Raw genomic sequence first — 24,500 nt, 5'->3', positions numbered from 1 at the left:
GCTTTGCCACATCTGGAAGCACAGCTGGTGGACGAACAGACCCTCCTGAAAAAACTCCGCTGGCGCTGCCGCCGCGGTATGCGCGAACTGGACCAGCTGTTCGAGCGCTATCTCGACCGCGAATGGAGCACTGCGCCTACGGAAGAGCGCGAGGTTTTCCTGTTCCTGCTCGACTGTGAAGACGATAAGCTGTGGCGCTGGTTCATGGGATATGAAACCTGCCCGCATGCGCACGCCATCCCGCTCATGGAAAAAATCCGCGCCCTGCCGGTTTGACTGGCGTCCTTCGCGCTGGCAGACCGCCGCGCACGTAACGTTCGCATTGTTGATGCCGCTGGCCGTACTGGCCAGTGGCGTGCCGGCTCCGTACCGCTGGCCGACCGCGCTGCTGGCCACCGCGCTGGCCGCGGGGCAGGGCTGGCGGCACGCCCGTCAGCCCTGTTGCCGCATCGTGATCATGCCGGCAGACGCCATTGTCACCGTGGACGCTGACCCGGTGGATGACCTGACCCTGCACGATCGTGGCTGGCTGCTGCAGTTGCAATGGCGCGCCCAGGGCCGCCGTCATGCCCGCCTGTTCTGGCCCGACACCCTGCCGCCCCCGGCGCGACGTGAACTGCGACTGGCCGTGCGTGGCTACTGCATTTCCCGTTCACGCCCGGCGGTGGCACCATAGCGTGAATTGTCCGGCGTACCTGCATGTTCAAACCCATTCCTGTAGCCATCGGCCTGCGTTACCTGCGGGCCAAACGCCGCAACGGCTTCATCTCCTTCATTTCGATGGCATCGATCCTGGGCATCGCGCTCGGTGTCACCGTGCTGATCACCACCCTGGCCGTGATGAGCGGTTTCCAGAAGGAAATCCGTGACCGCCTGCTGCAGATGACCGCGCACACCACGGTCACCACCGACGGTGCACCGATGTCCGACTGGCAGCATGCGGTCGACGTGGCCCGCAAGGATCCGCGCGTATCCGGTGCCGCGCCCTACATCGAGATCCAGGCCATGCTCAGTGGGCCGCGGGTCCAGGGTGCGATCGTGCAGGGCATCGACCCGGCGCTGGAACCGGCCGTCTCGGTAATCAACCAGAAAGTCAAAAAGGGCAGTTACGACAGCCTCACTCCGGGCAGCTACAACCTGCTGGTAGGCAAGGAGCTGGCGCTGTGGCTGGGGGTGGATGTCGGTGACACCGTGCTGGTCACCCTGGCCGAAGTGCAGGGAACGCCGGTCGGTGCCATGCCGCGGCTCAAGCGCTTCACCGTCAGTGGCATCTTCGAGGCCGGCTACAACGAAATCGACCGTGGCGTGGCTTACGCCAACATGGACGACCTCGAGCGCGTACTGCGCATCGACGGGGTCACCGGCGTGCGCCTCAAGCTGCACGACATGGACCAGGCGTTTGACGTGGGCTACGACCTCGCCCGCGGGCTGGGCGGTGCCTACCGGGTCAGTGACTGGACCCAGCAGAACGCCAACCTCTATCACTCGCTGCGCATGGAAAAAGTGGTGATGGGCATTCTGCTCTCGCTGATCATCGCCATGGGCGCGTTCAATCTGGTGTCCTCGCAGGTGATGCTGGTCACTGACAAGCAGGCCGACATCGCCATCCTGCGCACGCTGGGCCTGACCCCGGGCGGGGTGATGCAGGTGTTCATGGTGCAGGGCTCGCTGATCGGAATTTTCGGCACCGTGCTCGGCGTCGTCGGTGGCATCACCCTCACCCTGAACCTGGAGCGCATCCTGCAGGCGATCGAGTCGCTGTTCAACGTCAAGCTGCTGCCCGAAGACGTTTACTACATCACCGGCCTGCCCACCGACATGCAGACCCCGGACATCATCATCATCACCGTGGTTGCGCTGGCTATGAGCTTCCTCGCCACCCTGTACCCTGCGTGGCGCGCTGCCCGCACCCAGCCGGCCGAGGCCCTGCGTTATGAATGAGCCGATCAATCGCGGCGACGAAGTGATCCGTGCCCAGGACCTGGCCAAGACCTATGCCGAAGGCCGCATGCAGACGCCGGTCTTCAATGGCCTGAACCTGACCGTGGCTGCCGGCGAAACCGTGGCCATCATCGGTGCCTCCGGTGCCGGCAAGAGCACGCTGCTGCACCTGCTCGGCGGCCTGGATACACCCACCGCGGGCGAGGTCTTCGTGACCGGGCAGCAGATGTCGTCATTGTCGGACGGCCAGCGTGGTCGCCTGCGCAACGCCGCGCTGGGCTTCGTGTACCAGTTCCACCACCTGCTGCCGGAATTCACCGCGCTCGAAAACGTGATGATGCCGGTGCTGCTCAACGGCCGCGAAGTGGCCGATGCCAAGGCGCGTGCCGTAGCGCTGCTCGAGTCGGTCGGGCTGGGCCATCGCATGACCCACAAGCCGGGCGAACTGTCCGGCGGTGAGCGCCAGCGCGCCGCCGTAGCGCGTGCACTGGTCAATCGCCCGGCCTGCGTGCTCGGCGACGAGCCCACCGGCAATCTGGACGACAAGACCGCCGGTACCGTGTTCGACCTGATGCTGGAGCTCAACCGCGCCCATCACACCAGCCTGGTGCTGGTCACCCACGACCGCAGCCTGGCGCGCCGTCTGGACCGGGTGCTGGAACTGCGCGAAGGCCGGCTGCACGCACTGGCCCACAGCGAGGTCTGAGCTGGAAGCTGAATGACTGGTTCATGACAGCCGCCGGTGGCGGCTTTCCAGTGCATCATCCGTCAATTCATCACAAACGGAGGTGTGCCATGAAGTCGCTGATCGCAGTTGCCGCATTGAGCCTGACCCTTGCCGCCTGTTCCACTGCCGGCCGATTGAGCAGCGCTGACAAGCTGGAGCTGTACCGCGCGCATGCCGGCGCACCGCAGCAGGACCTGCAGTATTTCGGTTCGCTCAACGGCTGGACCGAGCTGGGTGACAGTGCGCTGGCGGTCTGGACCCGTCCCAGTGAAGCCTATCTGCTGGAACTGCGTGGCCCCTGCGAGGGCCTCGCCTACGCGCCGGCGATCGGCCTGACCAGCCAGATGGGGCGGGTGTCCTCGCGCTTCGACAAGGTGCTGGTGCGCGACACCACCGGCGGCCCGCGCGTGCCGTGCTTCATCGGCAGCATCCGCAAGCTGGACGTGCCGGCATTGCGCGCGTCTGAGAAGGAGCGGCGCAAGGCCGACATCGCGGAACGCGAAGCGACGACCTGACGTTGCCGCACGACCAACGCGCGCACGACCAACGCGCGCACGACCAACGGTCGTGCGCTACCGACATGTTTCAACGGTAGGTGACGACCGTTGGTCGTCACCCCGGTTACGCCTCCGGGGTAAATCCGGCGGGCTTCTCTGCCCCGTCGCCGAACAGGAACTTCTCCAGTTCCTTCTCCAGAAACGCGCGATGCTCCGGATTGCGCGGCGACAGCCGGTTCTCATTGATCAGCATGGTCTGATGCGCCAGCCACGCGGCCCAGGCGCTCTTGCCGATGCCGTTGAAGATGCGCTGGCCCAGTTCGCCCGGGTAGGGCACGAAGTCCAGGCCTTCGGTGTCGCGTTGCTCTTTCTGGCAGAAAACGGTGCGGGACATGGCATTACTCAAGAGAAAGCAGAAGTTTGCGGATCGGAGCCGGCAGGCCCAGTGAATCCAGCGCGGCCGGTGCGACCCAGCGCAGGCGGTCATTGTCGCCCAGCCCGTCGCGCAGGGCGACCGGACCCAGCTGCAGCACCTGCAGGTGCAGCCGGTAGTGGCTGAAAGTGTGTTGCACGACCGGCAAAGGCTCGGCCAGCTCCAGCGCACCCTCTACATGGGCGTCAAACCAGTCCTGCAGTGCCGGCCCGGTCTCAGCCTGGGGCAAGGTCCATAACTGTGCCCAGATGCCGGTATCCGGCCGCTTGCCGAGCAGGATGTGGCCGCGCGCGTCGCGCAGCAGCAGGGCGGTGGCCTCCCGTTCGGGAAGGGTCTTGCCGGGCTTGGGTGTTGGCAGGTGCTCGACCCGGCCGTCGCGGCGAGCCACGCAGTCATCGGTGAGCGGGCAGATCACGCAGGCCGGCTTGGCGCGGGTGCAGACCGTTGCACCCAGGTCCATCTGCGCCTGGGTGTAGTCGGCCAACCGGCCCTCGGGAACATGGAAGACATGTTCATTGGCCAGCGCCCACAGCACTTTTTCCACCGCTGGCAGGCCGGGGAATCCTTCAATGCCGTGGAAGCGGCTCATCACCCGCTTCACGTTGCCGTCGAGGATCGCGAAGCGGTCATTCCAGGCCTGGCTCAGGATCGCGCCGGCGGTACTGCGGCCGATCCCGGGCAGCGCGAGCAGCGCGTCGAAATCACGCGGCAGGTCACCGTCGTGCAGTTCCACGCAGCGCTTTGCGGCAGCGTGCAGATTACGCGCGCGGGCGTAGTAGCCGAGTCCCGCCCACTGCGCCATGACGGCATCGTTGCTGGCCGCAGCCAGGTCGGGCAGGGTGGGGAAGTGCTCGAGAAAGCGCAGGAAGTACGGAATGACCGTAGCCACCTGGGTCTGCTGCAGCATGATCTCCGACAGCCACACCCGATAAGGCGTACGCGGATGCTGCCAAGGCAGGTCATGCCGCCCATGGTCATCAAACCAAGGCAGCAACCGCCCAACAAAGGCGTCGTAGATTGCGACTGTCCGGGGCATCAATGAAATCCCGCGCAGGGACACGCCATGCGTGTCCACGCTCACCCTCAGCCGCCCAGCGCTTCAGGCAGCAACGCATCCACGAACGCTTCCGGATCGAACACGCGCAGATCCTCCGGGCGCTCGCCAATGCCGGCAAAGCGGATCGGAATCCCGAATTCGCGCGCCAGCGCGAATACCACGCCGCCCTTGGCGGTGCCGTCCAGCTTGGTCACCACCAGCCCGGTCACGGTGACCACGGCATGGAACTGACGCAGCTGCGACAGCGCGTTCTGGCCGGTGGTGCCATCGATCACCATCAGCACTTCGTGCGGCGCGGACGGGTCGATCTTGCCCAGCACGCGGCGGATCTTGCCCAGCTCGTTCATCAGCCCGCCCTGGGTATGCAGGCGGCCGGCGGTATCGGCAATGAGCACGCTGGTGCCGCGGGCCTTGCCGGCCTGCAGGGCGTCAAACGCCACCGAGGCGGCGTCGGCGTTCTGGCCCTGGGCGACCACGGCTACGCCGTTGCGCTCGCCCCAGGCCTGCAGCTGCGCCACGGCAGCGGCACGGAAGGTGTCGCCGGCGGCCAGCATCAGGCTGTGGCCGTCGTCCTTGAAGCGCTTGGCCAGCTTGCCGATGGTCGTGGTCTTGCCGACGCCGTTGACGCCAACGGTCAGCACCACGAACGGCTTGGCGTTGCGGTCGATGACCAGCGGCTTGGCGACCGGTTCCAGAATGGCGATCAGCTCGGCACGCAGCGCCGCCTGCAGGGCGCGCGCATCAGCGAATTCGCGCGCCTTCATGCGCTTGCGCAGGCCCTCCACCAGCGCGGTGGTGGCGGTCACGCCCACGTCGGCGGTGATCAACGCGGTTTCGATTTCGTCCAGCAGGTCGTCGTCGAGCTTGGGATTGCGCGAGAACAGGCTGCCCACGCTGCGTGCGAACACGCTGTTGCGCAGGCGGTCGCGCCAGCCGGTCTTGCCGGGGGCGGCCGGGGCGACCTCGTCGGTGACGTCCGGGGTGGCCAGCGGCTGGGCAGCTTCCTGCACGATTTCGGCGGCGACCACGACCGGGGCGGTGGTCTGCACGGCCGGTTCGGGCGTGGGGGTGGTTTCGGCGACCGGAATCGGTGCCGGCACGGGATCGGAATGCACGGGAATCGACGCCGGCACGGGATCCGTAGAGCCGGGCTCTGCCCGGCTGTGCGGCGATGCATCACCTTCCAGCCGGGCAGAGCCCGGCTCTACAACGGCATCCGGCGTTGCGTTCTCCGTCCGCCGGTCAGGGGCCGGGGCGACAGCATCCGGCGTTGCGTTTTCCGTCGGCCGGGCGGCCTCCGGCGCGGAGGGAAACGCAGCCGCCAGCTCTTCGGCCGAATAATGCTGGGTCTTGGGCGCGTCCTGCGGCGCGTCCTGGGGCTTCTTGCGGCGGAAAAAACTGAGCATGGGCGAAAGGTGCTGATATTCAGAGGGATATGCTACCACCCGGGCCTGTCGGGCCCGCGTGCATTCAAGTTCGGCCACCGGGTGCCGTTAACAGCCATGGAAGACCGCGTCGTGACGGTCCAGGGGGCATCGCATGAGCAGCATCATGGCCATTGCCGGCAGCGGCATGCGCGCCGCCCAGCAGGGCGTGCAGGTCGCCGCGCACAACGTGGCCAATCTGCCGACCCCCGATGCCCAGCGGCTGCAGCTGCAGCGCAGTACCGCCGCCGAGGGTGGGGTGCAGACGTCGGTGGGTACCACCGTCGAAGACCCCGCCGCGCCACTCGCCGACCTGGTGGCCGCGCGCACCGAGGTGCTGGCGTTCAAGGCCAACGCGATGGTGTTGCGGCGTGCTGATGAGATGGTTGGCACATTGTTCGACCAGCGCGCCTGACGGCGACGCACGACCAACGGTCGTGCGCTACCGGTTCCACCCGACATTGGTCGGCACACATTGGTAGGTACCGACCGTTGGTCGGTACGCACCGTCACCGTCCCACCCCGGTAGGTACCGACCGTTGGTCGGTACGCCTTACGCCGACAGCTCCAGCAACAACTTGTTCAAACGCCGCACGTACGCGGCCGGATCCTTCAACGAATCGCCTGCCGCCAGCGCCGCCTGGTCGAACAACACCCGGCTGAGGTCATCAAAGCGCCCACTGTCGGTTTCCTGGTCCAGCTTGCCGATCAGCGGATGCCCCGGATTGAACTCGAACACCGGCTTGCTGTCCGGCACCTTCTGTCCGCTGGCTTCCAGGATCTGGCGCATCTGCAAGCCCAGGTCCTGCTCACCAATGGCCAGAATGGCCGGCGAGTCGGTCAGGCGGTGCGAGACGCGCACATCGGCCACATCGGCACCCAGTGCGGTCTTCAGTCGTTCCACCAGCGCCTGCTTGTCCTTTGCGGCTTCTTCCTGGGCCTGCTTGTCTTCGGCGCTTTCCAGCGCGCCCAGGTCCAGGTCGCCACGGGCGACGTCGACGAACGACTTGCCGTCGAACTCGGTCAGGTACCCCATCAGCCACTCGTCGATGCGATCGGTCAGCAGCAGTACTTCAATGCCCTTCTTGCGGAACACTTCCAGGTGCGGACTGTCCTTGACCTGGGTATGGCTCTCGCCGGTGAGGTAGTAGATCTTGTCCTGGCCTTCGACCATGCGCCCGATGTAGTCGACCAGCGAAACACTCTGCTCGCCGCTGGCGTCATGGGTGGAGGCAAAGCGCAGCAGGCCGGCGACCTTCTCGCGGTTGCCGTAGTCCTCGGCCGGACCTTCCTTCAGCACCTGGCCGAACTGCTTCCAGAACCCGGCATAGACATCGGGCTTGTCGCTGGCCAGCTTTTCCAGCATGTCCAGCGAGCGCTTGGTCAGTGCGGACTTCATCGAGTCGATGACCGGGCCGCTCTGCAGGATCTCGCGCGAGACATTCAGCGACAGGTCGTTGGAGTCGACCACGCCCTTGATGAAGCGCAGGTACAGCGGCAGGAACTGCTCGGCCTGGTCCATCACGAACACGCGCTGCACATACAGCTTCAGGCCCTTGGGCGCGTCGCGGTGGTACAGATCAAACGGGGCGTGGCCGGGCACGTACAGCAGCGAGGTGTACTCAAGCTTGCCTTCGACCTTGTTGTGGCTCCACGCCAGCGGATCCTGGTGGTCGTGGGCGGCGTGCTTGTAGAACTCCTGGTACTCGGCGTCGCTGATCTCGGTGCGCGGACGGGTCCACAGCGCGCTGGCGCGGTTGACGGTTTCCCACTCCACCTCGGCCGGGGCATCTTCGCCGTGGTGTTCCTTGACCATCTGGATCGGCAGGCCGATGTGGTCGGAATACTTCTTGATGATGCCGCGCAGGCGCCAGCCGTCAGCGAAGTCCTGCTGGTCGTCCTTGAGGTGCAGCACGATGCGGGTGCCGCGCTCGGCTTTGTCGATGGTCTCGACCTCGAACTCGCCTTCGCCGCGCGAGGACCAGTGCACGCCTTCGCTGGCGGGCAGGCCGGCGCGACGCGAATACACGTCGACCTGGTCGGCGACGATGAAGGCGCTGTAGAAGCCGACGCCGAACTGGCCGATCAGCTGGGAGTCCTTCTTCTGGTCACCGGAGAGCTGGCGCAGGAAGTCACCGGTGCCGGACTTGGCGATGGTGCCAAGGTGGGCAATGGCGTCGTCGCGACTCATGCCGATGCCGTTGTCGTCGATGGTCAGCGTGTGGGCGACCGGGTCAAAACTCACCTGGATCCGCAGATCCGGGCTCTGCCCGGCGTCGCCTTCAAGCAACGCCGGCTGGGTCAGCGCTTCAAAGCGCAGCTTGTCGGCGGCGTCAGCGGCGTTGGAGATCAGCTCGCGAAGGAAGATTTCCTTGTTGGAGTAAAGCGAGTGGATCATCAGCTGCAGCAGCTGCTTTACTTCGGTCTGGAAGCCCAGGGTCTGCTTCTGGCTTGGCTCGGTCATGGGGCAATGCTCCTTGAGGTCGATGGCGCGCGACGCGCGGCGGCTGGCTCAAGGGGTAGGGATGGATTGTCCCGTTTTCAAGCGGGCGGCGTTTCCATTGTTCCGTGCGGGGCGGCCTCCGGGCGGCCCCGCTCCGGGACACGCCGTGAATACGTCCATGTAGGCTGCTCCAAAACATCCATGTTTTGGAGCGTCCCTCCGGGGACCACCCGGAGGCCGCCCCCGATGGATAATCGCCATCGGACAGAAAAGCAGGATTCTGCCTTGGTAGCGTCGGTCGACAGACGACGGCCGTGAACGGCACCACGCCCGGTAACGCATGAAAACCACCGAAACCGCCATCCGGCGTACGGTATCCTCCCCGCCATGAAACCACGCTCTTCCGCCCCCGTCCCGATGGGCCAGGTCCGCATCATCGGCGGCAAATGGCGCAACACGAAACTTCCTGTTCCGATGTCCCCGGGCCTGCGCCCGAGCAGCGACCGGGTCCGCGAGACCCTGTTCAACTGGCTGATGCCGAAATTGGGCGGAGCGCGGGTACTGGACCTGTTCGCCGGCAGCGGCGCTTTGGGGCTGGAGGCCATCTCCCGCGGGGCGGCGCAGGCCACCCTGGTGGAGCGCGACGGCGCGCTGTGCCGCCAGTTGCGGGAATCGGTGGCGAAGCTGGGCTCGCAGGACCAGATCCAGGTGGCCCAGGCGGATGCGCTGCAATGGCTGGCACAGTCGGCGGCGGGGCAGGCCGATATCGTGTTCGTGGACCCGCCGTTCGCCGCCGGCCTTTGGGAAAGCGTGCTGGCCGGGCTGGAACCTCATCTGGCTGCTGGTGCTTGGCTGTACCTGGAGTCGCCGGCGGACCAGGTGCCGGTAGTGCCGGCCCCGTGGCTGCTGCACCGCGAGGGCGGGACCCGGGAGGTCCGTTTTGCCCTGTACCGGCGCGCCGCTGCTACACTTTCACCAGATCACAACAGCGTAACCGCCGTATGACCGTGGCCAACCGCCGCATTGCCGTGTACCCGGGCACTTTCGATCCGATCACCAACGGTCACATCGACCTGGTGAACCGGGCCGCGCCGTTGTTCGAGAAAGTGGTGGTGGGCGTGGCACAGAGCCCGTCCAAGGGGCCGACGCTGCCGCTGGAGCTGCGCGTGTCCCTGGCGCGCGACGCGCTGGCCCACCACAAGAACGTGGAAGTGCGTGGATTCGATACGCTTCTGGCTCATTTCGTACGTTCGGTGCAGGGCGGTATCCTGCTGCGCGGGCTGCGCGCGGTGTCTGACTTTGAATACGAATTCCAGATGGCCAGCATGAACCGCCATCTGATTCCGGAAGTGGAAACCCTGTTTCTCACCCCGGCCGAGCAGCACAGCTTCATTTCGTCGTCGCTGGTCCGCGAGATCGCCCGCCTGGGCGGCGACGTGTCCGGCTTCGTGCCGGCGTCGGTGCTGGAGGCACTGCGCAAGGTGCGCGAGGCGAAAGCGGGCGCGTCGTAACATCTGTCTCACCCTGTCACTCACATTCCAAGCATTACCAGAGGGAGGAAACCCATGAACAACACCATGCGTGCCATGCTGATCGCGTCGTTCGCGCTGGCCTTCACCGCCTGCAAGAAGGAAGAAGCCGCTGCGCCGGCCGCCGACGCCCAGCAGGCGCTGGTCGCCCCGGCCAAGGACGACGATGCAGGCTGGAAGAAGTACCTGCAGGCCGTGGCCATCCAGAACATGGGCAACATTTCCAACAGCCCGTTCCTGTATTACCTCTCGCCGGAATCGGATCCGGAGTTCCAGGCCAAGTACGAGCGTCAGGTGGAAAGCGCCACGCAGGCGGTCGCCCGTGGCGTGCAGCCGGGCAACATGCTGGCCTTCGGCTCGTCGGCCTCCTCGAAGATGGCCGACATGATGCAGGCCGTGTTCAAGGACGTTTCGGCAGACTCGATGAAGGGTGTACGCGTGGTGTTCATCGGCCAGGCCGCTGACAACGCCCGCGTGCAGTCGATCGTGCAGCCGACCGGTGCCGAGTACATTTTCGTAGAAGCCAAGTAAGCCGTGCCCTGGCGGCCACGCCTGCAGGCGTGGCCCGGGTGGCTTCTCCACAGAAGCCACCGATGACTGGCCAGCGCGCAGGCGCTGGCCGGCTTTCCTTAGCCGGCACTGGCGTGGAGTAACGCCATGTCGCTGAAAATCAACGAGCTCTGCGTCAACTGTGACGTATGCGAGCCGGCCTGTCCCAATCAGGCCATTTCGATGGGTGAAACCATCTACGTGATCGATCCTGCACGCTGCACCGAATGCGTGGGGCACTTCGACGAACCCCAGTGCGTGGTCGTCTGCCCGGTGGAATGCATCGATCCCGATCCGGACATCCCGGAAACCCAGGAAGAATTGCTGGCCAAGCTGTTTGGGCTCCAGCGTGATCATCCCGAACTGTATGTGGAGTCTCCGTCCGAATGAAAATCCCGTCGCGTCGCTGGTTGTTGCTGGTCCTGCTGTGGACTCCGTTTGCCTGGGCAGCCCAGCCAGCTGCCACCTCGCTGGCCCAGCACCCTGACGGTGCGGCCATCGCCAGTGGGCACCATCTGGCCACCGAAGCCGGCATGGAGATCCTGGCCAAGGGCGGCAACGCGTTCGACGCGGCGGTGGCAGTGTCCTCGACGCTGGCGGTGGTGGAGCCGATCAGCTCCGGGCTGGGCGGCGGCGGTTTCTTCCTGCTGCATGATGCGGCCACCGGCAAGGACGTGATGCTGGATGCACGCGAAACCGCGCCGGCGGCAGCGACCCCGGCGGCGTTCCTGGACAAGAACGGCAACCTGGACCGCGACCGTTCGGTCAACGGTGCGTGGTCAGCGGGCATTCCCGGCCTGCCGGCAGCGCTGGTGGAACTGTCGGCCAGGCACGGCAAGCTGCCGCTGCAGACCTCGCTGGCCCCGGCGATCCGCATCGCCCGCGACGGCTTCCCGGTGTATGCGCGCATGGCCAAGGGCTATGCGTCGCGCCGCGAAGTGATGGAGCGTTACCCCGGAACGCGCGAGGTCTACCTGCGCAACGGCAAGCCGATTGCCGAAGGCGATGTGTTCAGGCAGCCCGAACTGGCGCAGACGCTGGAGCGCCTGGCCGCGGGTGGCTTCGATGGCTTCTACAAGGGGCAGACCGGCAAGCTGCTGCTTGCGGGCGTGAAGCAGGCCGGCGGTCGTTGGACCGCCGAGGAGCTGGCCGGTTACCGGGTGAAGCAGCGCGAGCCGATCGTGTTCAACTACCGCGACTGGAAGATCACCACGGCCTCGCCGCCGTCGTCCGGCGGCATTGCCCTGGCGTCGATGCTGCAGATCCTGGAAGGCTGGGACATCAAGCAGATGGATGCGGCGCACCGCACGCATCTGGTGGTGGAAGCGATGCGCCGTGCGTTCCGTGACCGCACCTTCTTCCTGGGCGACCCGGACTTCGTGCAGATTCCGCAGAAGGTGCTGACCAGCAAAGATTACGCGCAGGGCCTGCGGGCGACCATCCATCCGGAGAAGGCGACGCCGAGCGACCTGCTGTCGGGCAACCCGACGCCGCTGGAAGACGACGAGACCACGCACTTCTCGATCATCGACGCGCAGGGCAACCGCGTGGGTGCGACCCAGACGGTGAACCTGCTGTACGGCTCGGGTCTGATTCCATCGGGCACCGGCGTGCTGCTCAACAATGAAATGGACGACTTCGCATTGAAGCCGGGCACGCCGAATGCGTTCGGGGTGATGGGTTATGAGGCGAACGCGCCGAAGCCGGGCAAGCGCATGCTGAGCTCGATGACGCCGACTTTCATGGAGTCGTCGGACAAAGTGGTGGTGCTGGGCACGCCGGGCGGCAGCCGGATCATCACCATGGTGCTGCTGGGGGTGCTGGGCTACGACGATGGCCTGGACGCGCAGCAGGTGGCGGCGTTGCCGCGCTTCCACCACCAGTGGCTGCCGGACGTGATCGAGGCGGAGAGCAATACCTTCGACGAGGCGACGATCAGGCAGCTGCAGGCGATGGGTCACAAGATCGACCTGCCGGGCAACAGCGCGGCCGGTGGCCGTGGTTCCAGCCACGTATGGGGCAACCTGCAGACGGTGGAATGGAACCGCGCCAGCAACCAGCTCAGCGTCGGCAGCGACCCGCGCAACCCGGTCGGCTCCGGCGCAGTCTCGAAGTAGGGCCCGGCTAGCGATTTATTAACGCGCGCCGCCGGATAATTTGCCCATGAAACTATGGTCGATCCGCGGTAACTCACAGAAGCTCGATGGCGGCGCGATGTTCGGCAATGCGCCGCGCGCGGTGTGGGAAAAATGGGCCGCGCCAGATGATCTCAACCGGATCGAACTGGCCTGCCGCGCGCTGCTGGCGAGCCCGCTGGCGGGCAAGACGGTGTTGTTTGAAACCGGGATCGGTGCGTTCTTTGAACCGAAACTGCGCGACCGTTATGGCGTGCAGGAATCGCGGCATGTGCTGATCGAATCGCTGCGCGAAGCGGGGTTCGAACACGAAGACATCGACGTGGTGGTGTTGAGCCACCTGCACTTCGATCACGCGGGCGGCCTGCTGGCACCGTGGAGCGAAGGCCGTGAGCTGGAACTGCTGTTCCCGAATGCGACCTTCCTGGTGGGTGCGGAACACTGGGCGCGCGCGCTGCAGCCGCATCCGCGTGATCGCGCGAGCTTCATTCCGGAACTGCCTCAGCTGCTGCGCGACAGTGGCCGGCTGGAGATTGTCGAGGGACCTTACTCGAAGGCGCTGGGGCAGAGCGTGCGTTTCAGTTTCAGCGACGGACACACGCCGGGCCTGATGCTGGCCGAGATTGTCGGGCCGGAGCAGGTCGATGGCCAGCCACGGGGCGGGGTGGTGTTCTGTGCCGACCTGATCCCGGGGCGGTCATGGGTGCATGTGCCCATCACGATGGGCTACGACCGCAATGCGGAGTTGCTGATCGACGAGAAGCGCAGCTTCCTGGAAGACAAACTGGCGCGCAACGTGCACCTGTTCTTTACCCACGACCCGCAGGTCGCGCTGGCGCAGGTGGTGCGCGACGAAAAAGGGCGGTTTGCCACCGCCCATGAACTGGGTGAGTTGAAGGCGCGCGCGCTGGCGTGATCGGCGTCGGCAGATGGCGCAGCCACGCAGGGCGTGGCTCTACGGGCTGCGGGCGCGACCGCCTTACCCCACCACGCGCGTCCCGAAAATGCGGTCACCGGCATCACCCAGGCCCGGCAGGATGTACCCCTTTTCATTGAGCTGCGCATCGATGGCGGCGGTGTAGATCTCCACGTCCGGGTGCGCGGCCTGCACGGCGGCGATGCCCTCTGGGGCGGCGACCAGGAAAATGCCCTTGATCCGGCGCGCACCGGCACGCTTGAGCATGTCGATGGTGGCGATCAGGGTGCCGCCGGTGGCCAGCATCGGGTCCAGGATCAGCGCGTCGCGCTCTTCCAGGCGACCGGTCAGGCGCTCGAAGTAGGGCACCGGCTGCAGGGTTTCCTCATCGCGCTGCAGGCCGACCACGCTGACCCGGGCAGCCGGAATCAGCGACAGCACCCCGCCCAGCATGCCCAGCCCGGCGCGCAGGATCGGCACCAGGGTGATTTTGGCCCCGGCGATGCGCTGCACGGTCACCGGGCCGGCCCAGCCAGCCAGGGTGTGTGCCTCGGTCTCGAGGTCGGCGGTGGCCTCGTAGGCCAGCAGTTCGCCCAGTTCGTTGGCCAGTTCACGGAAGTCCTTGGTGCTCAGGGACGCATCGCGCATCAGGCCGATCTTGTGCTGCACCAGGGGGTGGCGGACTTCTACGATTTTCATGACAGGGGCAACCAAGGGCAGGGAGGCCTGCATTTTAGCGAACCGGCGTCGCAATCCTCCAAACCTTGCGAATGAATGTCACGTTCATGAAACCTGACGGACATATCGTGCTGACCCAATCTTTACACCGTTGGGACTTCCCGTGCAGAACAAATCGCCGTTGGGGCTGGCCATCAGCCTGTCTTTGCTGGTCATGTCCACCACGCCCGCGCTGGCCGCCGGCGATGTTGCCGCCACCGGCAATGCCACCGATCTGGATCGCATCGAGGTGCGTCCGCAGCTGGAGTCGCAGACCCGCGCGGTGGACCTCAAGCGCAGCAGCGATGCAATTGAAGACGCGGTGTCGTCCGACTCGCTGGGCGTGTACCCGGACAAGAACGTGGCCGAATCGCTGCAGCGCCTGCCGGGCGTCAGCGTGACCCGCGACCAGGGCGAAGGCCGCTTCGTGGTGGTGCGTGGTCTGGACGCCAACCTCAACAGCGTCAGTGTCGACGGCATCGCCATCGGCACCCCGGAAGATTCCAGCCGCGCCGCGCCGCTGGACGTCATTCCCTCCGATTCCACCGAACGCCTGCGTGTGGTCAAGTCGCCGACCCCGGACATGCCGGGTGACGCCATCGGCGGCGCCATCCTGGTCGAATCCGCCTCGGCATTCGATCGTGACGGCCGCAGCCTGCGTGGCAAGATCGAAGGCAGCCATCAGCAGCTGTCCGGCCACACCAGCCCGAAGGCCGCGTTCAACTACAGCGAAGTCTTCGCCGACACCTTCGGCGTTGCGCTTGGCGTTAACTACCAGAACCGCAAGTTCGAGTCGGACAACTCCGAGGTGGAGTACGACGAAGTCGATGGCCTGGAAGAGGGTGAGCTGTTCCCGATCAGCGTGCAGCACCGCAAGTACGAGATCGAGCGCAAGCGCATCGGGGCCAACCTCAACTTCGACTGGCGTCCCAGCGAAGGCAACAGCTACTACCTGCGCACGCTGTACAGCCAGTTCGATGACGCCGAAACCCGCCAGCGCACCATCTTCAACTTCGGCGATGGCGAGGTCACCGCGCTCGGGGACCGGCGCTACCAGGTGGACGAACTGCCGGCCGACGCCATCCAGAAGCGCATGCGTTACCGCACCAAGAAGGAAAACACCTTCGCCGCCAGCCTGGGCGGTGAAAACCGCCTGACCAACGCCGTGGTCGACTACAAGGTCGGCTATACGCGTACCGAAGAGCGCGTCAACGACGAGATGGAAGCGCGGTTCGAGTACAACGGTGACGACCTGGGGGCGACGGTCGACCAGAACTCCGGCATTCCGCGGTACACGCTGACCGATGCCAGCTGGATGGACAACGGCAACTACGACTTCGACCGCGTGGTGCTTTCGCCCAAGCGCGTCGATGACGAGGAGCGCAGCGCACAGATCAACGTGCGCTTCGACGGCGATCACTCCAGCATCAAGTTCGGTCTGCTCGGCCGCTGGCGCGACCGTGATGTGAACATCGACGAGAACGAACTGCGCGTCGGCCCGGACATCGCACTGTCGGACTGGACCACCTCCACGCCGGACCATCGCGGTGGCAGCCTGGGGCAGGGCATGAGCTCGGACGCGATGCGCCGCTACTGGTCGCAGTTCGGCAGCCAGTACAGCGCCCGTCCGCAGGATGTCGGTGCCAACGCCATGACCTCGCTGGAAGAGGACTACACCGCCAGCGAAGACATCTTCGCCAGCTACGCCATGGGCACCTGGGACATCGGTTCGCTGCGCGTGATCGGCGGCGTGCGCGTGGAGAACACGCAGGTCAAGGCCACCGGCAACAGCATTGACGTGGCCAGCAACGGCCGCAGCTATACGGTGACTCCGCTCACCTCCGAAAAGAGCTACACCAACGTGCTGCCGGGCCTGCACCTGCGTTATGACGCCGGCAGCGACTGGGTGCTGCGCGCGGCCGCCAACAAGACGGTCTCGCGCCCGTCGTTCGGCGACGCCGCCCCGCGCATCGGTTACAACCGCGGTGACGAAGAAGTCCGCCTGGGCAACCCGGATCTCGATCCGTATGAATCGAAGAACATCGACCTGTCGATGGAGCGCTACATCGGCAGCACCGGCATCGTCTCGCTCGGTCTGTTCCACAAATCGATCGACGGGTATATCGTCAACACGGTCAGCAACGACGATCCGGCCTATCCGGACTTCGAGGTCACCCGCGTGATCAATGGCGACAAAGCCAAGGTGTTCGGTGCCGAGTTCAACTGGCAGCAGCAGCTGAGCTTCCTGCCGGCGGGCTGGGACGGCCTGCTGGTCGGGGCCAGCGGCACCTGGCTGGACACCGATTTCAATCCCGGCCTGGAAGGCCGCGAGAGCGACGAATTCACCCTGCCGCGTGCGTCCAAGCACGTGTACAGCGCGCACGTCGGCTATGAAAAGGCCGGCTTCAGCACCCGCCTGGCCGCGGTGTACCGCAGCGAGTACCTCGACACGCTCGGCGACAGTCGCGCCTTCGACATCTACGTGGCCCCCAACACCCAGCTCGATTTCAGCCTGGACTACAAGATCACCTCGAGCGTGAGCGTGTACTTCGAGGCACAGAACCTGCTGGACAAGCCGCTGGAGCTGTACCAGGGCGTGCGCTCGCGCACCCTGCAGAACGAAGAGTACGGCCGCACCTACGCGCTCGGCTTCAAGGTGCAGCTGTGATGCGCGCGCTGCCTGTAGTGAGCCTGCTGGCCGTCGCGCTGCTGGCGGGTTGCAAGCCCGCTGCGGCACCGGCAGCTGCCGCAGACCCGGCTGCGGCCACCACCGGTCGCAGCATCGCCACCGTGGCCGAAGCCTTCCAGACCCCGATGACCCCGGCAGACAACATCGACTCGCCGGCCAGCTGGACCACGCCGGAAGGGCAGGTGTGGCTGATCGCCACCGCCAAAGCCACCGACAAGCTGGTGGTCTACGACGGCCAGACCGGTGCGCACCTGCGTGACGTCGGCAGCCTCGGCACCGCGCCGGGTCAGTTCGACCGCCCCAATGGCATCGCCGTGGTCGATGACCTGGTGCTGATCGTCGAACGCGACAACCACCGCGTGCAGGTGCTGCAGCTGCCGGACTTCACCCCGTTGGGCATCTTCGCCGCCGATGACCTGCGCAAGCCGTATGGCCTATGGGTGAACCAGCAGGCTGATGGCTACGATGTCTACGTGACCGATTCCTACGACGCCGGCGAGGATGCGCAGGGCAACGACATCCTGCCGCCGCTGGCCGAGCTGGACAAGCGCGTGCGCCGCTATGCGATGACCATCGCCGACGGAAAGGCGCAGGCGACGCTGGTTTCGAGCATTGGCGATACCAGCGAAAAGGGTGCCCTGCGCGTGGTCGAGTCGATCTGGGGCGACCCGGCCAACGACCGCCTGCTGGTCGCCGAAGAAGACGAAACCTACGCCAGCGAGTTCAAGGTCTACACGCTGGAAGGAAAATTCACCGGTACCACCTTCGGTCGCGATGCGTTCAAGGCGCAGGCCGAAGGCGTGATGCTGCGCACGTGCGGCAAGGACGGCTGGTGGATCACCACCGAGCAGGGCAAGCAGCGCAGCGTTTTCCACCTGTTCGACCGCCACACGCTAAAGCATGTGGGCGCGTTCCAGGGCAACACCGTCGCGAACACTGACGGCATCTGGATGGACCAGAGTGCTTCAGCGCGCTTCCCGCACGGAGCGTTGTATGCCGTGCATGACGACCAGGGCGTGGTTGCATTTGACTGGGCCAGTGTGGCGAAGCAACTGTCGCTGCCGTTGGAGTGTGCGAAGTGATGGGCGTGCGTGAGTGTCTGAAGGTGCTGACCCTGGCGCTGGTGGTATGCAGCGGGACGGTGGCGGCAAAGACCGCCACCGAGGTCGAACCCAATACCCAGGTACCGGCGGGCAACCGCCACTACGCAGCAACCGGTTTTCCGGACCGCATCGTGGCCTCGCCGGCGCAGGACGCCGCGCACGGCTTCGGTGTGGCCTGGCGTACCGACGCCACCGTCAGCGCCCCGTTGCTTGAATGGGTGGTGGCGGGCGACTCGCCGGACGTGGGCAGGGTCACCCGTGTCACTGCGACCACGGCGGCGTTGCAGACCGAGAATGGCAGCTCGCACCATCATCGGGTTGACGTCACCGGCCTGGCCCCGGACACGCTTTACGCATGGCGCGTGCAGGGTAAGGACACCTGGAGTGCGTGGAACCAGCTGCGCACCGCCGGCTCTGCTGATCAGCCGCTGACCGTGCTGTACTTCGGCGACACCCAGAACAAGAATCTCAGCCATGTATCGCGCGTGCTGCGTGCCGGCCTCAAGGCTGCGCCGGATGCCCGCCTGAGCCTGTTCGCCGGTGACCTGGTCAGCGGCGGCGACGGTGAGGATGACAGCGAGTGGGGCGAGTGGTTCGCCGCTGCCGGCTGGCTGCCGCAGGAAACCGCGGTGGCCCCGGCGATCGGCAACCACGAGTACTTCGAGGAGTTCGAGGACACCCCACAGGAGCGCCGCGTGCTCGGCAGGCACTGGCCGCTGACATTCGCATTGCCGCGCAACGGCACCAGCGCGGCTGATACCAGCACCTACTGGTTCGACTACCAGGGCGCGCGTTTCGTGGTACTGGACGGCACCTCGGCGCTGGACCTGGGCACCGCCCAAGCGCAGGCGCAGTGGCTGGACAAGGTGCTGACCGGCAACGCCCAGCGCTGGACCATCGTGCTGCTGCATCAGCCGTTCTACTCGCCGCGCGAGGGCCGTGAGAACACCGCGCTGCGCGAGCAGATCCTGCCCGTGGTGTTGAAGCACAAGGTCGACCTGGTGCTGCAGGGTCACGATCACACCTACGGTCGTCGCGGCGAAGGCCAGCAGGCCACCCCGCAGTATGTGGTGACCGTGGCCGGTCCGAAGCAGTACCGGCTGTCTGACGAGGCGAGGGCGACCATGGCACCGGTCGGTGAGGACACCCAGCTGTTCCAGGTGCTCACGATCGATCCACAGCAGTTGCGGTACGAAGCACGTACCGTCACCGGCCGCCGGTACGACGGTTTCACCCTGGACCGGCAGGCCGATGGCAGCAAACGCAAAACCGAATTGACCGAAGGCCGCATCGCCCCCCGCGACTGCGCGCGCAGCCAGACCCTGAAGGGCCGCGCCGACCGTTGCTGGGAGTGACGCATGCCGGGTGAGTCCGGCATTGCGTTTGCCGGGCATGGCCCGGCACTACATCCGCCGCCGGGCCTGCCCGGCTGCCTTTCGGAACCCAACATGCCCAACCGCCTCCTCCCCCTCGCCGCCATCGCCACCGCCCTTCTGCTCCTCACCGGGGCAAGCTTCGCTGCCCCCTCGGTCCTGCACCCGTTCATGGCCGCGCAGCCGAAGAAGGCCCCTGAAGAAGCCAACCTCGCCGTCGAAATCCCCGCCGGCAGCTTCACCAAATACGAGATCAAGGAAGATGGCCTGGTCCACGTCGACCGCTTCCAGTCCATGCCGGTCGCGTACCCTGCCAACTACGGCTCCATGCCGCGCACCCTGGCCGGCGACAACGACCCGCTCGACGCGCTGGTGCTGACCCGTGAACCGCTGCACCCCGGCGTGATCATCACCTTCCGCCCGATCGGGTACCTGAAGATGATCGACAAAGGCGAACACGACGAGAAGGTCATCGGCGTACCCACCGACAAGATCGACCCCACCTACGCCAACATCCGTGACCTGAACGATCTGCCGGAGATCGAGCGCCAGCGCATCGAAGCCTTCTTCCGGGTGTACAAAGACCTGCCCGAAGGCCGCAATCCGGTGCAGCTCAACGGCTGGGGCAATGCTGCCGAAGCGAAGGCGTTGATCACCGAATCCATGAAGCGGTTTGAAGCCTCGCCGCGTTGATCATTGCACGTGACGCGCATGGCGCGTCACTACTGGCATCGCCTGATCACCGGCAACGACGGCCGGATCGGGGATCCCGGAATCGGGAATCGGGAATCGAGAATCGGAACCGGTAGGGTCGCACGACAGTCGACCGCCGATAGCGGTGCAACGCCCGGGAAGGCATGACCGTTGATCGGAACGCGACACCAACGCACGTCTCACACCACCGCCCCGTATCATCACGGATCTTTCCGCTGTGGTCTTCGCCCGTGTCGTCAGCCCTGGTCTGGTTCCGTCGTGATCTGCGCCTGCAGGACAATCCCGCTCTGCACGCCGCACTCGAAGCGGGGCACACGCCCATCCCGGTCTACATCCACGCCCCGCACGAAGAGGGCAGCTGGGCACCCGGCGAGGCATCCAACACCTGGCTGCACCGTTCCCTGGCCGCTCTGGATGCCGACCTGCAGGCGCACGGTTCCGCACTGGTCCTGCGTCAAGGCGACAGCCAAGCCGAGCTGCAGGCCCTGATCGCCGAAACCGGTGCAGAAGCGGTGTACTGGAACCGCAAATACGAACCGGCTACCCAGCCGCGCGACGCCACCATCAAGCGCGAACTGCGCGAGCAGGGCATCGATGCGCAGAGCTGCAACGGCAGCCTGATGTTCGAACCCTGGGACCTGGCCACCCAGCAGGGCGGGCCGTACAAGGTGTTCACCCCGTATTGGCGCAATGCGCTGACCCGCCTGCACATCCCGGTACCGCACAAGCTGCCGGACACGCTTACCGCACACGACACCCGCAGCCTGTCGCTGGCAGACCTCAAGCTCACCCCCACGCTCAACTGGGACCAGCAGTTCTGGGAACACTGGCAACCCGGCGAAGCGGGCGCGCAGGAAGCGCTGACCGTGTTCATCGACGGTGCCCTCAATGGCTACCGACAGCAACGTGATCTGCCCGACCGCGTCGGCACCTCGCTGCTGTCCCCGCACCTGCATTTCGGCGAGATTTCACCGTGGCAGATCGTGCGCCGGCTCGAGACCGAGCGCAGTGCCGGTCGCGATGCCGACATCGACGCCTACATCCGCGAGCTGGGCTGGCGCGAGTTCTCCTACCACCTGCTGCATCACTTCCCGAAGACCCCGGATCACAATCTCAACCCGCGCTTCGACAGCTTCCAGTGGGCGCGCGCCAACCCCACCCAACTGGCCGCCTGGCAGCAGGGGCGCACCGGCATCCCGATCATCGATGCCGGGCTGCGCGAGCTCTGGGCGACCGGCTACATGCACAACCGCGTACGCATGCTGGTCGCCAGCTTCCTGTGCAAGCACATGCGCCAGCACTGGCTGCACGGTGCGCGCTGGTTCTGGGACACCCTGGTCGACGCCGACCTGGCCAACAACACGATGGGTTGGCAGTGGGTGGCCGGCACCGGGGCGGACGCCGCACCGTACTTCCGCATCTTCAATCCCGTGACCCAGGCGCAGAAATTCGATCCCAACGCCCGTTACATCACCCGCTGGGTGCCGGAACTGGGCGCGTTGCCGGTCAAGGCCCGCTTTGCGCCCTGGCAGAGCCCGGACCTGCTGGCCCAGCATGCGCCGTCCTACCCGGCGCTGCCGATCGTCGATCTCGCCGCCGGGCGCGACGCCGCGCTGACCGCATACCGGCGTACCTGAACAAAACACCCCCTCGTGCCCGATTCATCATCCCGGCATCGCGCGTGCGTGTTTATTCTTTGGGCCGTTCGCACGCCGCCGAAGCGGCTTTGAGGAGAAACCCATGAAGCTTTCCGCACCCCGTAACGTGGCCCTGGCCCTGTTCACCGCCGCTGCCCTGTCGGCCTGTGCCACGGGCGGCTCTTACGTGCAGAGTGACCAGTACGGCAACCCGACCCAGCAGCAGAGCCGTACCGGCCGCAACGCGCTGATCGGCACTGCCATCGGCGTCGCCGCCGGCCTGCTCACCGGCGACAGCGCCACCGAGCGCCGTCAGCACGCCATGGTGGGTGCGGGTATCGGCGCGCTCGCCGGTGCCGGCGTCGGTGCCTACCAGAACCGCCAGGAGGCCGCGCTGCGCCAGCGTACCGCGAACACCGGCATCGACGTGCAGCGCCAGGGCGACAACATCGTGCTGAACCTGCCCGATGGCATCACCTTCGACTTCGGCAAGTCGGCACTGAAGCCGCAGTTCTACGGTGCGCTCAATGGCGTGGCCAGCACCTTGAACGAGTACAACCAGACCATGATCGAAGTGGTTGGCCACACCGACAGCATCGGCAGCGACGCGGTCAACAACAAGCTGTCCAAGGAGCGCGCCGACTCGGTCGCCGCCTACCTGACCGGACAGGGCGTGCAGCCGGTGCGCATTGAAACGCTGGGCGCTGGTAAGGCCTATCCGATTGCCGACAACAGCACCGATGCCGGTCGCGCCAAGAACCGTCGTGTGGAAATTCGTGTGATTCCGTTGCAGCAATAACCGCTTCGCGGTTATTGCTGCGATGCGCACGCATCGCAAAAATGCCGCCCGGGAAGGGCGGCATTTTTTGTAGAGCCGGGCTTGCCCGGCTGCTGTTGGGTTCCCGCGAAAAGCCAGCCGGGCAAGCCCGGCTCTACGGGGTGATCCAACATCACGTAGCCACGCAGGGCGTGGCTCTACGGGTGTCAGCCGGCGGTCACCGTCTCCAGAATCCGCTTTCCGGTCTCCTGCAGCTCCGCTTCCGCCTCCGCCTGCTGCTGCTTGGCCAGCTTCGCCGCCGGACACTGCGCCAGCATGTAGTTGGCGTCGAAGTTCAGCTTCTCCACCAGGAAGTCGACGAACACGCGCACCTTCGGCGACACCAGCCGACCGCCGGCGAACACCGCGTTGAAGTCCACTTCCGGCCCGGTCCAGCCGGCCAGCACACGCCGTACCATGCCCGATTCGATGAACGGCTTGGCCATCACGTCGCCGGTCAGCAGCAGACCTTCGCCACACACCAGCGCGCCATTCAACGCAGACGGATCATTGGCCACCAGCAGCGGATTCACCGGGAAATCGCGCAGATCCCCGCCGTTCTCACCCAGCTGCCAGAAGAACCGGTTGTTGTTGAGGTTGCGCGCCTTGCGCATCGCCAGAATGCGGTGGAACTGCAGTTCGTCCGGATGCAGCGGCTCGCCGTAGCGCTCGATGTAGGCCGGGCTGGCGAACACCTGCGTGCGCAGGCTGCCGAGCTTGCGCGCCACCAGGTTGGAATCCGGCAACGCACCCACCCGCAGCGCCAGGTCCGCTTCGCCCGCAATCAGGTCCAGCTTCTCGTTGCCCAGATGCATGTCCAGCTGGATTTCCGGATATTGCGCATGGAACTGCCCCAGCAGCGGTGCGATCCAGGTGATGCCGATCGAGTAGGGCACGGTGAAGCGCAGCCAGCCACGTGGCCCCGACTGCAGCTGGCTCACCGCACCTTCGGCTTCTTCCAGCTCGCGCGCGATGCGCTGGCAATGCTCGTGATACACCGAACCCGCCTCGGTCAGGCCCAGCCGCCGCGTGGTCCGGTGCAGCAGGCGCGCGCCCAGCCGCGTTTCCAGTTCCTGCACCTTGCGGCTGACCGTGGTCTTGGGCAGGCCGAGCGCGTTCGCAGCTGCAATGAAGCTGCCTTGCTCGACCACCTTGACGAAGATCAGCGTGTCGTTGAGATCGTGGGCCATGACGGAGTCCAGGTCAGAGGATGGAGATAGAGTGCCCGAAAGATTGTGCCGGGTACGGGACGATTATTCCCCTTAATCCGGACTAATCAAGGGGGAGTTTGAGGTCTAATCTGCCGCCATTCCCGAACAGAAGGACCCTGGCCATGCGCCTGCGGAACATTCTCGGCCACATCTTTGGTGGCCACAACACCTCGCTGGACCTGGCCATGACCGTTGAAAAGCGCCCGGGTCCGTTCTCCGACAAGGCTTTTCACGAGTTCACCCCGGCTCCTCGGGCCCAGCGTGGCGGCACCGTCCGCCTCGCTCCCCGCCAGCCCGGCCGACTGGCCGGAATTGGGATTATCCCGGTTGCGGGAGTGAAAGTCCCATGAGCGGGACGCTGGCCCCCGAAGTGCTGGTGCTGGGCGGCACCGGCAGCGTGGGGCAGGGCATTGTCGCCGCGCTGCTGGAAGCCGGCAGCCCGGTGCTGGTGGTCGGTCGCAACCCCGGCCGGCTGGCCGCGCTGCGCGAGCAGTTCGCTGACGAGCCGGGCCTGGAGACGATGCTGGGCTCGGTGGCCGACGACGGGTCGGCCCGCGCGCTGGCCGAGCGCATCGCCCAGCGCCCGCG

The 24,500-nt window shown here is 65.8% G+C and carries 26 protein-coding genes; 20 read left to right on the top strand and 6 right to left on the bottom strand.

What is annotated here, in order from left to right:
* The first annotated feature begins 27 nt into the window (after positions 1-27).
* The 5 genes from EGJ34_RS08940 to EGJ34_RS08920 all read left to right on the top strand — a co-directional run bounded on the left by EGJ34_RS08940 (position 28) and on the right by EGJ34_RS08920 (position 3,183).
* Positions 28-276: a succinate dehydrogenase assembly factor 2 gene (locus tag EGJ34_RS08940; RefSeq protein ID WP_125360147.1), complete on the top strand. Its 249-nt coding sequence runs from the start codon at positions 28-30 to the stop codon at positions 274-276.
* Positions 227-676: a hypothetical protein gene (locus EGJ34_RS08935; protein WP_125360146.1), complete on the top strand. Its 450-nt coding sequence runs from the start codon at positions 227-229 to the stop codon at positions 674-676. Before EGJ34_RS08940 ends, EGJ34_RS08935 begins: the two co-directional genes overlap by 50 nt.
* Positions 677-699: 23 nt before the next feature.
* A complete protein-coding gene (locus EGJ34_RS08930) occupies positions 700-1,941 on the top strand; it encodes a lipoprotein-releasing ABC transporter permease subunit (RefSeq protein ID WP_125360145.1) in 1,242 nt (413 codons plus the stop codon).
* A complete protein-coding gene (gene lolD, locus EGJ34_RS08925; protein WP_125360144.1) occupies positions 1,934-2,647 on the top strand; it encodes a lipoprotein-releasing ABC transporter ATP-binding protein LolD in 714 nt (237 codons plus the stop codon). Before EGJ34_RS08930 ends, lolD begins: the two co-directional genes overlap by 8 nt.
* Positions 2,648-2,736: 89 nt before the next feature.
* On the top strand, positions 2,737-3,183 hold the full coding sequence (locus EGJ34_RS08920) for a DUF6491 family protein (RefSeq protein ID WP_125360143.1): 447 nt from the start codon (positions 2,737-2,739) through the stop codon (positions 3,181-3,183).
* A gap of 106 nt (positions 3,184-3,289) precedes the next feature.
* Here the strand turns inward: EGJ34_RS08920 and EGJ34_RS08915 are convergent, their stop codons facing one another.
* The 3 genes from EGJ34_RS08915 to ftsY are packed head-to-tail and all read right to left on the bottom strand — an operon-like array spanning position 3,290 to position 6,061.
* On the bottom strand, positions 3,290-3,559 hold the full coding sequence (locus tag EGJ34_RS08915) for an oxidative damage protection protein (RefSeq protein WP_125360142.1): 270 nt from the start codon (positions 3,557-3,559) through the stop codon (positions 3,290-3,292).
* Between the two features lie 4 nt (positions 3,560-3,563).
* Positions 3,564-4,634: an A/G-specific adenine glycosylase gene (gene mutY / locus EGJ34_RS08910; protein WP_125360141.1), complete on the bottom strand. Its 1,071-nt coding sequence runs from the start codon at positions 4,632-4,634 to the stop codon at positions 3,564-3,566.
* A gap of 47 nt (positions 4,635-4,681) precedes the next feature.
* Positions 4,682-6,061: a signal recognition particle-docking protein FtsY gene (ftsY, locus tag EGJ34_RS08905; RefSeq protein WP_125360140.1), complete on the bottom strand. Its 1,380-nt coding sequence runs from the start codon at positions 6,059-6,061 to the stop codon at positions 4,682-4,684.
* Positions 6,062-6,194: 133 nt separating this feature from the next.
* On the opposite strand from ftsY, the gene EGJ34_RS08900 reads away from it, so the two are divergent.
* Complete coding sequence (locus EGJ34_RS08900; RefSeq protein ID WP_125360139.1) at positions 6,195-6,494, top strand: hypothetical protein; 300 nt, start codon at positions 6,195-6,197, stop codon at positions 6,492-6,494.
* A 138-nt stretch (positions 6,495-6,632) separates the two neighbouring features.
* Here EGJ34_RS08900 and htpG read toward each other — a convergent pair whose 3' ends face one another.
* Positions 6,633-8,543, bottom strand: a complete 1,911-nt coding sequence (gene htpG / locus EGJ34_RS08895) for a molecular chaperone HtpG (RefSeq protein ID WP_125360138.1) — start codon at positions 8,541-8,543, stop codon at positions 6,633-6,635.
* 366 nt (positions 8,544-8,909) lie between these two features.
* Between htpG and rsmD the strand changes: the two genes are divergently transcribed.
* The 6 genes from rsmD (at position 8,910) to EGJ34_RS08865 (ending at position 13,651) form a co-directional block, all read left to right on the top strand.
* Positions 8,910-9,527 carry a 16S rRNA (guanine(966)-N(2))-methyltransferase RsmD gene (rsmD, locus tag EGJ34_RS08890; RefSeq protein WP_125360137.1) on the top strand — a complete coding sequence of 206 codons (618 nt, stop codon included), beginning with the start codon at positions 8,910-8,912 and terminating at the stop codon, positions 9,525-9,527.
* Positions 9,524-10,033, top strand: a complete 510-nt coding sequence (coaD, locus tag EGJ34_RS08885; RefSeq protein ID WP_125360136.1) for a pantetheine-phosphate adenylyltransferase — start codon at positions 9,524-9,526, stop codon at positions 10,031-10,033. Before rsmD ends, coaD begins: the two co-directional genes overlap by 4 nt.
* Before the next feature lie 54 nt (positions 10,034-10,087).
* Positions 10,088-10,582 (top strand): hypothetical protein, encoded by a 495-nt coding sequence (locus EGJ34_RS08880; protein ID WP_125360135.1) that lies wholly within the window; start codon positions 10,088-10,090, stop codon positions 10,580-10,582.
* 126 nt (positions 10,583-10,708) lie between these two features.
* Positions 10,709-10,990 (top strand): YfhL family 4Fe-4S dicluster ferredoxin, encoded by a 282-nt coding sequence (locus EGJ34_RS08875; RefSeq protein ID WP_125360134.1) that lies wholly within the window; start codon positions 10,709-10,711, stop codon positions 10,988-10,990.
* On the top strand, positions 10,987-12,717 hold the full coding sequence (gene ggt / locus EGJ34_RS08870) for a gamma-glutamyltransferase (protein WP_125360133.1): 1,731 nt from the start codon (positions 10,987-10,989) through the stop codon (positions 12,715-12,717). The genes EGJ34_RS08875 and ggt overlap by 4 nt, the downstream gene beginning before the upstream one ends.
* Before the next feature lie 46 nt (positions 12,718-12,763).
* Positions 12,764-13,651: an MBL fold metallo-hydrolase gene (locus EGJ34_RS08865; RefSeq protein ID WP_125360132.1), complete on the top strand. Its 888-nt coding sequence runs from the start codon at positions 12,764-12,766 to the stop codon at positions 13,649-13,651.
* Positions 13,652-13,714: 63 nt separating this feature from the next.
* Here the strand turns inward: EGJ34_RS08865 and upp are convergent, their stop codons facing one another.
* Positions 13,715-14,350 (bottom strand): uracil phosphoribosyltransferase, encoded by a 636-nt coding sequence (upp, locus tag EGJ34_RS08860; protein WP_125360131.1) that lies wholly within the window; start codon positions 14,348-14,350, stop codon positions 13,715-13,717.
* A gap of 142 nt (positions 14,351-14,492) precedes the next feature.
* Between upp and EGJ34_RS08855 the strand changes: the two genes are divergently transcribed.
* The 6 genes from EGJ34_RS08855 (at position 14,493) to EGJ34_RS08830 (ending at position 22,683) form a co-directional block, all read left to right on the top strand.
* On the top strand, positions 14,493-17,036 hold the full coding sequence (locus EGJ34_RS08855) for a TonB-dependent receptor (protein ID WP_125360130.1): 2,544 nt from the start codon (positions 14,493-14,495) through the stop codon (positions 17,034-17,036).
* Positions 17,036-18,139 (top strand): phytase, encoded by a 1,104-nt coding sequence (locus tag EGJ34_RS08850; protein ID WP_185750117.1) that lies wholly within the window; start codon positions 17,036-17,038, stop codon positions 18,137-18,139. Before EGJ34_RS08855 ends, EGJ34_RS08850 begins: the two co-directional genes overlap by 1 nt.
* Positions 18,139-19,515 carry a metallophosphoesterase family protein gene (locus tag EGJ34_RS08845; RefSeq protein ID WP_125360155.1) on the top strand — a complete coding sequence of 459 codons (1,377 nt, stop codon included), beginning with the start codon at positions 18,139-18,141 and terminating at the stop codon, positions 19,513-19,515. Before EGJ34_RS08850 ends, EGJ34_RS08845 begins: the two co-directional genes overlap by 1 nt.
* Positions 19,516-19,608: 93 nt before the next feature.
* The gene (locus EGJ34_RS08840; protein WP_125360128.1) at positions 19,609-20,226 is read left to right on the top strand and encodes an inorganic diphosphatase; all 618 of its coding nucleotides are present in this window, start codon (positions 19,609-19,611) and stop codon (positions 20,224-20,226) included.
* A gap of 251 nt (positions 20,227-20,477) precedes the next feature.
* Positions 20,478-21,884, top strand: coding sequence for a deoxyribodipyrimidine photo-lyase (locus tag EGJ34_RS08835; protein WP_125360127.1), 1,407 nt, complete (start codon positions 20,478-20,480; stop codon positions 21,882-21,884).
* 103 nt (positions 21,885-21,987) lie between these two features.
* Entirely contained in the window at positions 21,988-22,683 is a 696-nt protein-coding gene (locus tag EGJ34_RS08830; protein ID WP_125360126.1) for an OmpA family protein, read from the top strand.
* Positions 22,684-22,868: 185 nt separating this feature from the next.
* On the opposite strand, the gene EGJ34_RS08825 is transcribed toward EGJ34_RS08830, so the two are convergent.
* Positions 22,869-23,891, bottom strand: a complete 1,023-nt coding sequence (locus EGJ34_RS08825) for a LysR family transcriptional regulator (RefSeq protein ID WP_125360125.1) — start codon at positions 23,889-23,891, stop codon at positions 22,869-22,871.
* 143 nt (positions 23,892-24,034) lie between these two features.
* Here EGJ34_RS08825 and EGJ34_RS08820 point away from each other — a divergent pair, with 143 nt between their 5' ends.
* Positions 24,035-24,262 (top strand): hypothetical protein, encoded by a 228-nt coding sequence (locus EGJ34_RS08820; protein ID WP_125360124.1) that lies wholly within the window; start codon positions 24,035-24,037, stop codon positions 24,260-24,262.
* A partial coding sequence (locus tag EGJ34_RS08815; RefSeq protein ID WP_185750116.1) for an NAD(P)-binding domain-containing protein occupies positions 24,259-24,500 on the top strand: 242 nt, incomplete at its 3' end. The genes EGJ34_RS08820 and EGJ34_RS08815, both read left to right, overlap by 4 nt.

Source organism: Stenotrophomonas sp. 278 (genome assembly GCF_003935715.1).
Classification (GTDB): domain Bacteria; phylum Pseudomonadota; class Gammaproteobacteria; order Xanthomonadales; family Xanthomonadaceae; genus Stenotrophomonas; species Stenotrophomonas maltophilia_AH.
Note: the sequence above shows the minus strand (reverse complement) of the source record. Positions and strands in the feature narration are given on the sequence as shown.

Excerpts from the sequence above, each read along its gene's own strand:
- EGJ34_RS08850 (WP_185750117.1), top strand. The coding sequence starts at position 17,036 with ATGCGCGCGCTGCCTGTAGTGAGCCTGCTGGCCGTCGCGCTGCTGGCG.
- ggt (WP_125360133.1), top strand. The coding sequence starts at position 10,987 with ATGAAAATCCCGTCGCGTCGCTGGTTGTTGCTGGTCCTGCTGTGGACT.
- EGJ34_RS08845 (WP_125360155.1), top strand. The coding sequence starts at position 18,139 with ATGGGCGTGCGTGAGTGTCTGAAGGTGCTGACCCTGGCGCTGGTGGTA.
- EGJ34_RS08915 (WP_125360142.1), bottom strand. The coding sequence starts at position 3,559 with ATGTCCCGCACCGTTTTCTGCCAGAAAGAGCAACGCGACACCGAAGGC.
- EGJ34_RS08825 (WP_125360125.1), bottom strand. The coding sequence starts at position 23,891 with ATGGCCCACGATCTCAACGACACGCTGATCTTCGTCAAGGTGGTCGAG.
- EGJ34_RS08880 (WP_125360135.1), top strand. The coding sequence starts at position 10,088 with ATGAACAACACCATGCGTGCCATGCTGATCGCGTCGTTCGCGCTGGCC.
- upp (WP_125360131.1), bottom strand. The coding sequence starts at position 14,350 with ATGAAAATCGTAGAAGTCCGCCACCCCCTGGTGCAGCACAAGATCGGC.
- EGJ34_RS08865 (WP_125360132.1), top strand. The coding sequence starts at position 12,764 with ATGAAACTATGGTCGATCCGCGGTAACTCACAGAAGCTCGATGGCGGC.
- coaD (WP_125360136.1), top strand. The coding sequence starts at position 9,524 with ATGACCGTGGCCAACCGCCGCATTGCCGTGTACCCGGGCACTTTCGAT.
- ftsY (WP_125360140.1), bottom strand. The coding sequence starts at position 6,061 with ATGCTCAGTTTTTTCCGCCGCAAGAAGCCCCAGGACGCGCCGCAGGAC.
- EGJ34_RS08830 (WP_125360126.1), top strand. The coding sequence starts at position 21,988 with ATGAAGCTTTCCGCACCCCGTAACGTGGCCCTGGCCCTGTTCACCGCC.
- EGJ34_RS08840 (WP_125360128.1), top strand. The coding sequence starts at position 19,609 with ATGCCCAACCGCCTCCTCCCCCTCGCCGCCATCGCCACCGCCCTTCTG.
- rsmD (WP_125360137.1), top strand. The coding sequence starts at position 8,910 with ATGAAACCACGCTCTTCCGCCCCCGTCCCGATGGGCCAGGTCCGCATC.
- EGJ34_RS08920 (WP_125360143.1), top strand. The coding sequence starts at position 2,737 with ATGAAGTCGCTGATCGCAGTTGCCGCATTGAGCCTGACCCTTGCCGCC.
- lolD (WP_125360144.1), top strand. The coding sequence starts at position 1,934 with ATGAATGAGCCGATCAATCGCGGCGACGAAGTGATCCGTGCCCAGGAC.
- mutY (WP_125360141.1), bottom strand. The coding sequence starts at position 4,634 with ATGCCCCGGACAGTCGCAATCTACGACGCCTTTGTTGGGCGGTTGCTG.
- EGJ34_RS08930 (WP_125360145.1), top strand. The coding sequence starts at position 700 with ATGTTCAAACCCATTCCTGTAGCCATCGGCCTGCGTTACCTGCGGGCC.
- EGJ34_RS08820 (WP_125360124.1), top strand. The coding sequence starts at position 24,035 with ATGCGCCTGCGGAACATTCTCGGCCACATCTTTGGTGGCCACAACACC.
- EGJ34_RS08935 (WP_125360146.1), top strand. The coding sequence starts at position 227 with ATGCGCACGCCATCCCGCTCATGGAAAAAATCCGCGCCCTGCCGGTTT.
- EGJ34_RS08875 (WP_125360134.1), top strand. The coding sequence starts at position 10,709 with ATGTCGCTGAAAATCAACGAGCTCTGCGTCAACTGTGACGTATGCGAG.
- EGJ34_RS08900 (WP_125360139.1), top strand. The coding sequence starts at position 6,195 with ATGAGCAGCATCATGGCCATTGCCGGCAGCGGCATGCGCGCCGCCCAG.
- htpG (WP_125360138.1), bottom strand. The coding sequence starts at position 8,543 with ATGACCGAGCCAAGCCAGAAGCAGACCCTGGGCTTCCAGACCGAAGTA.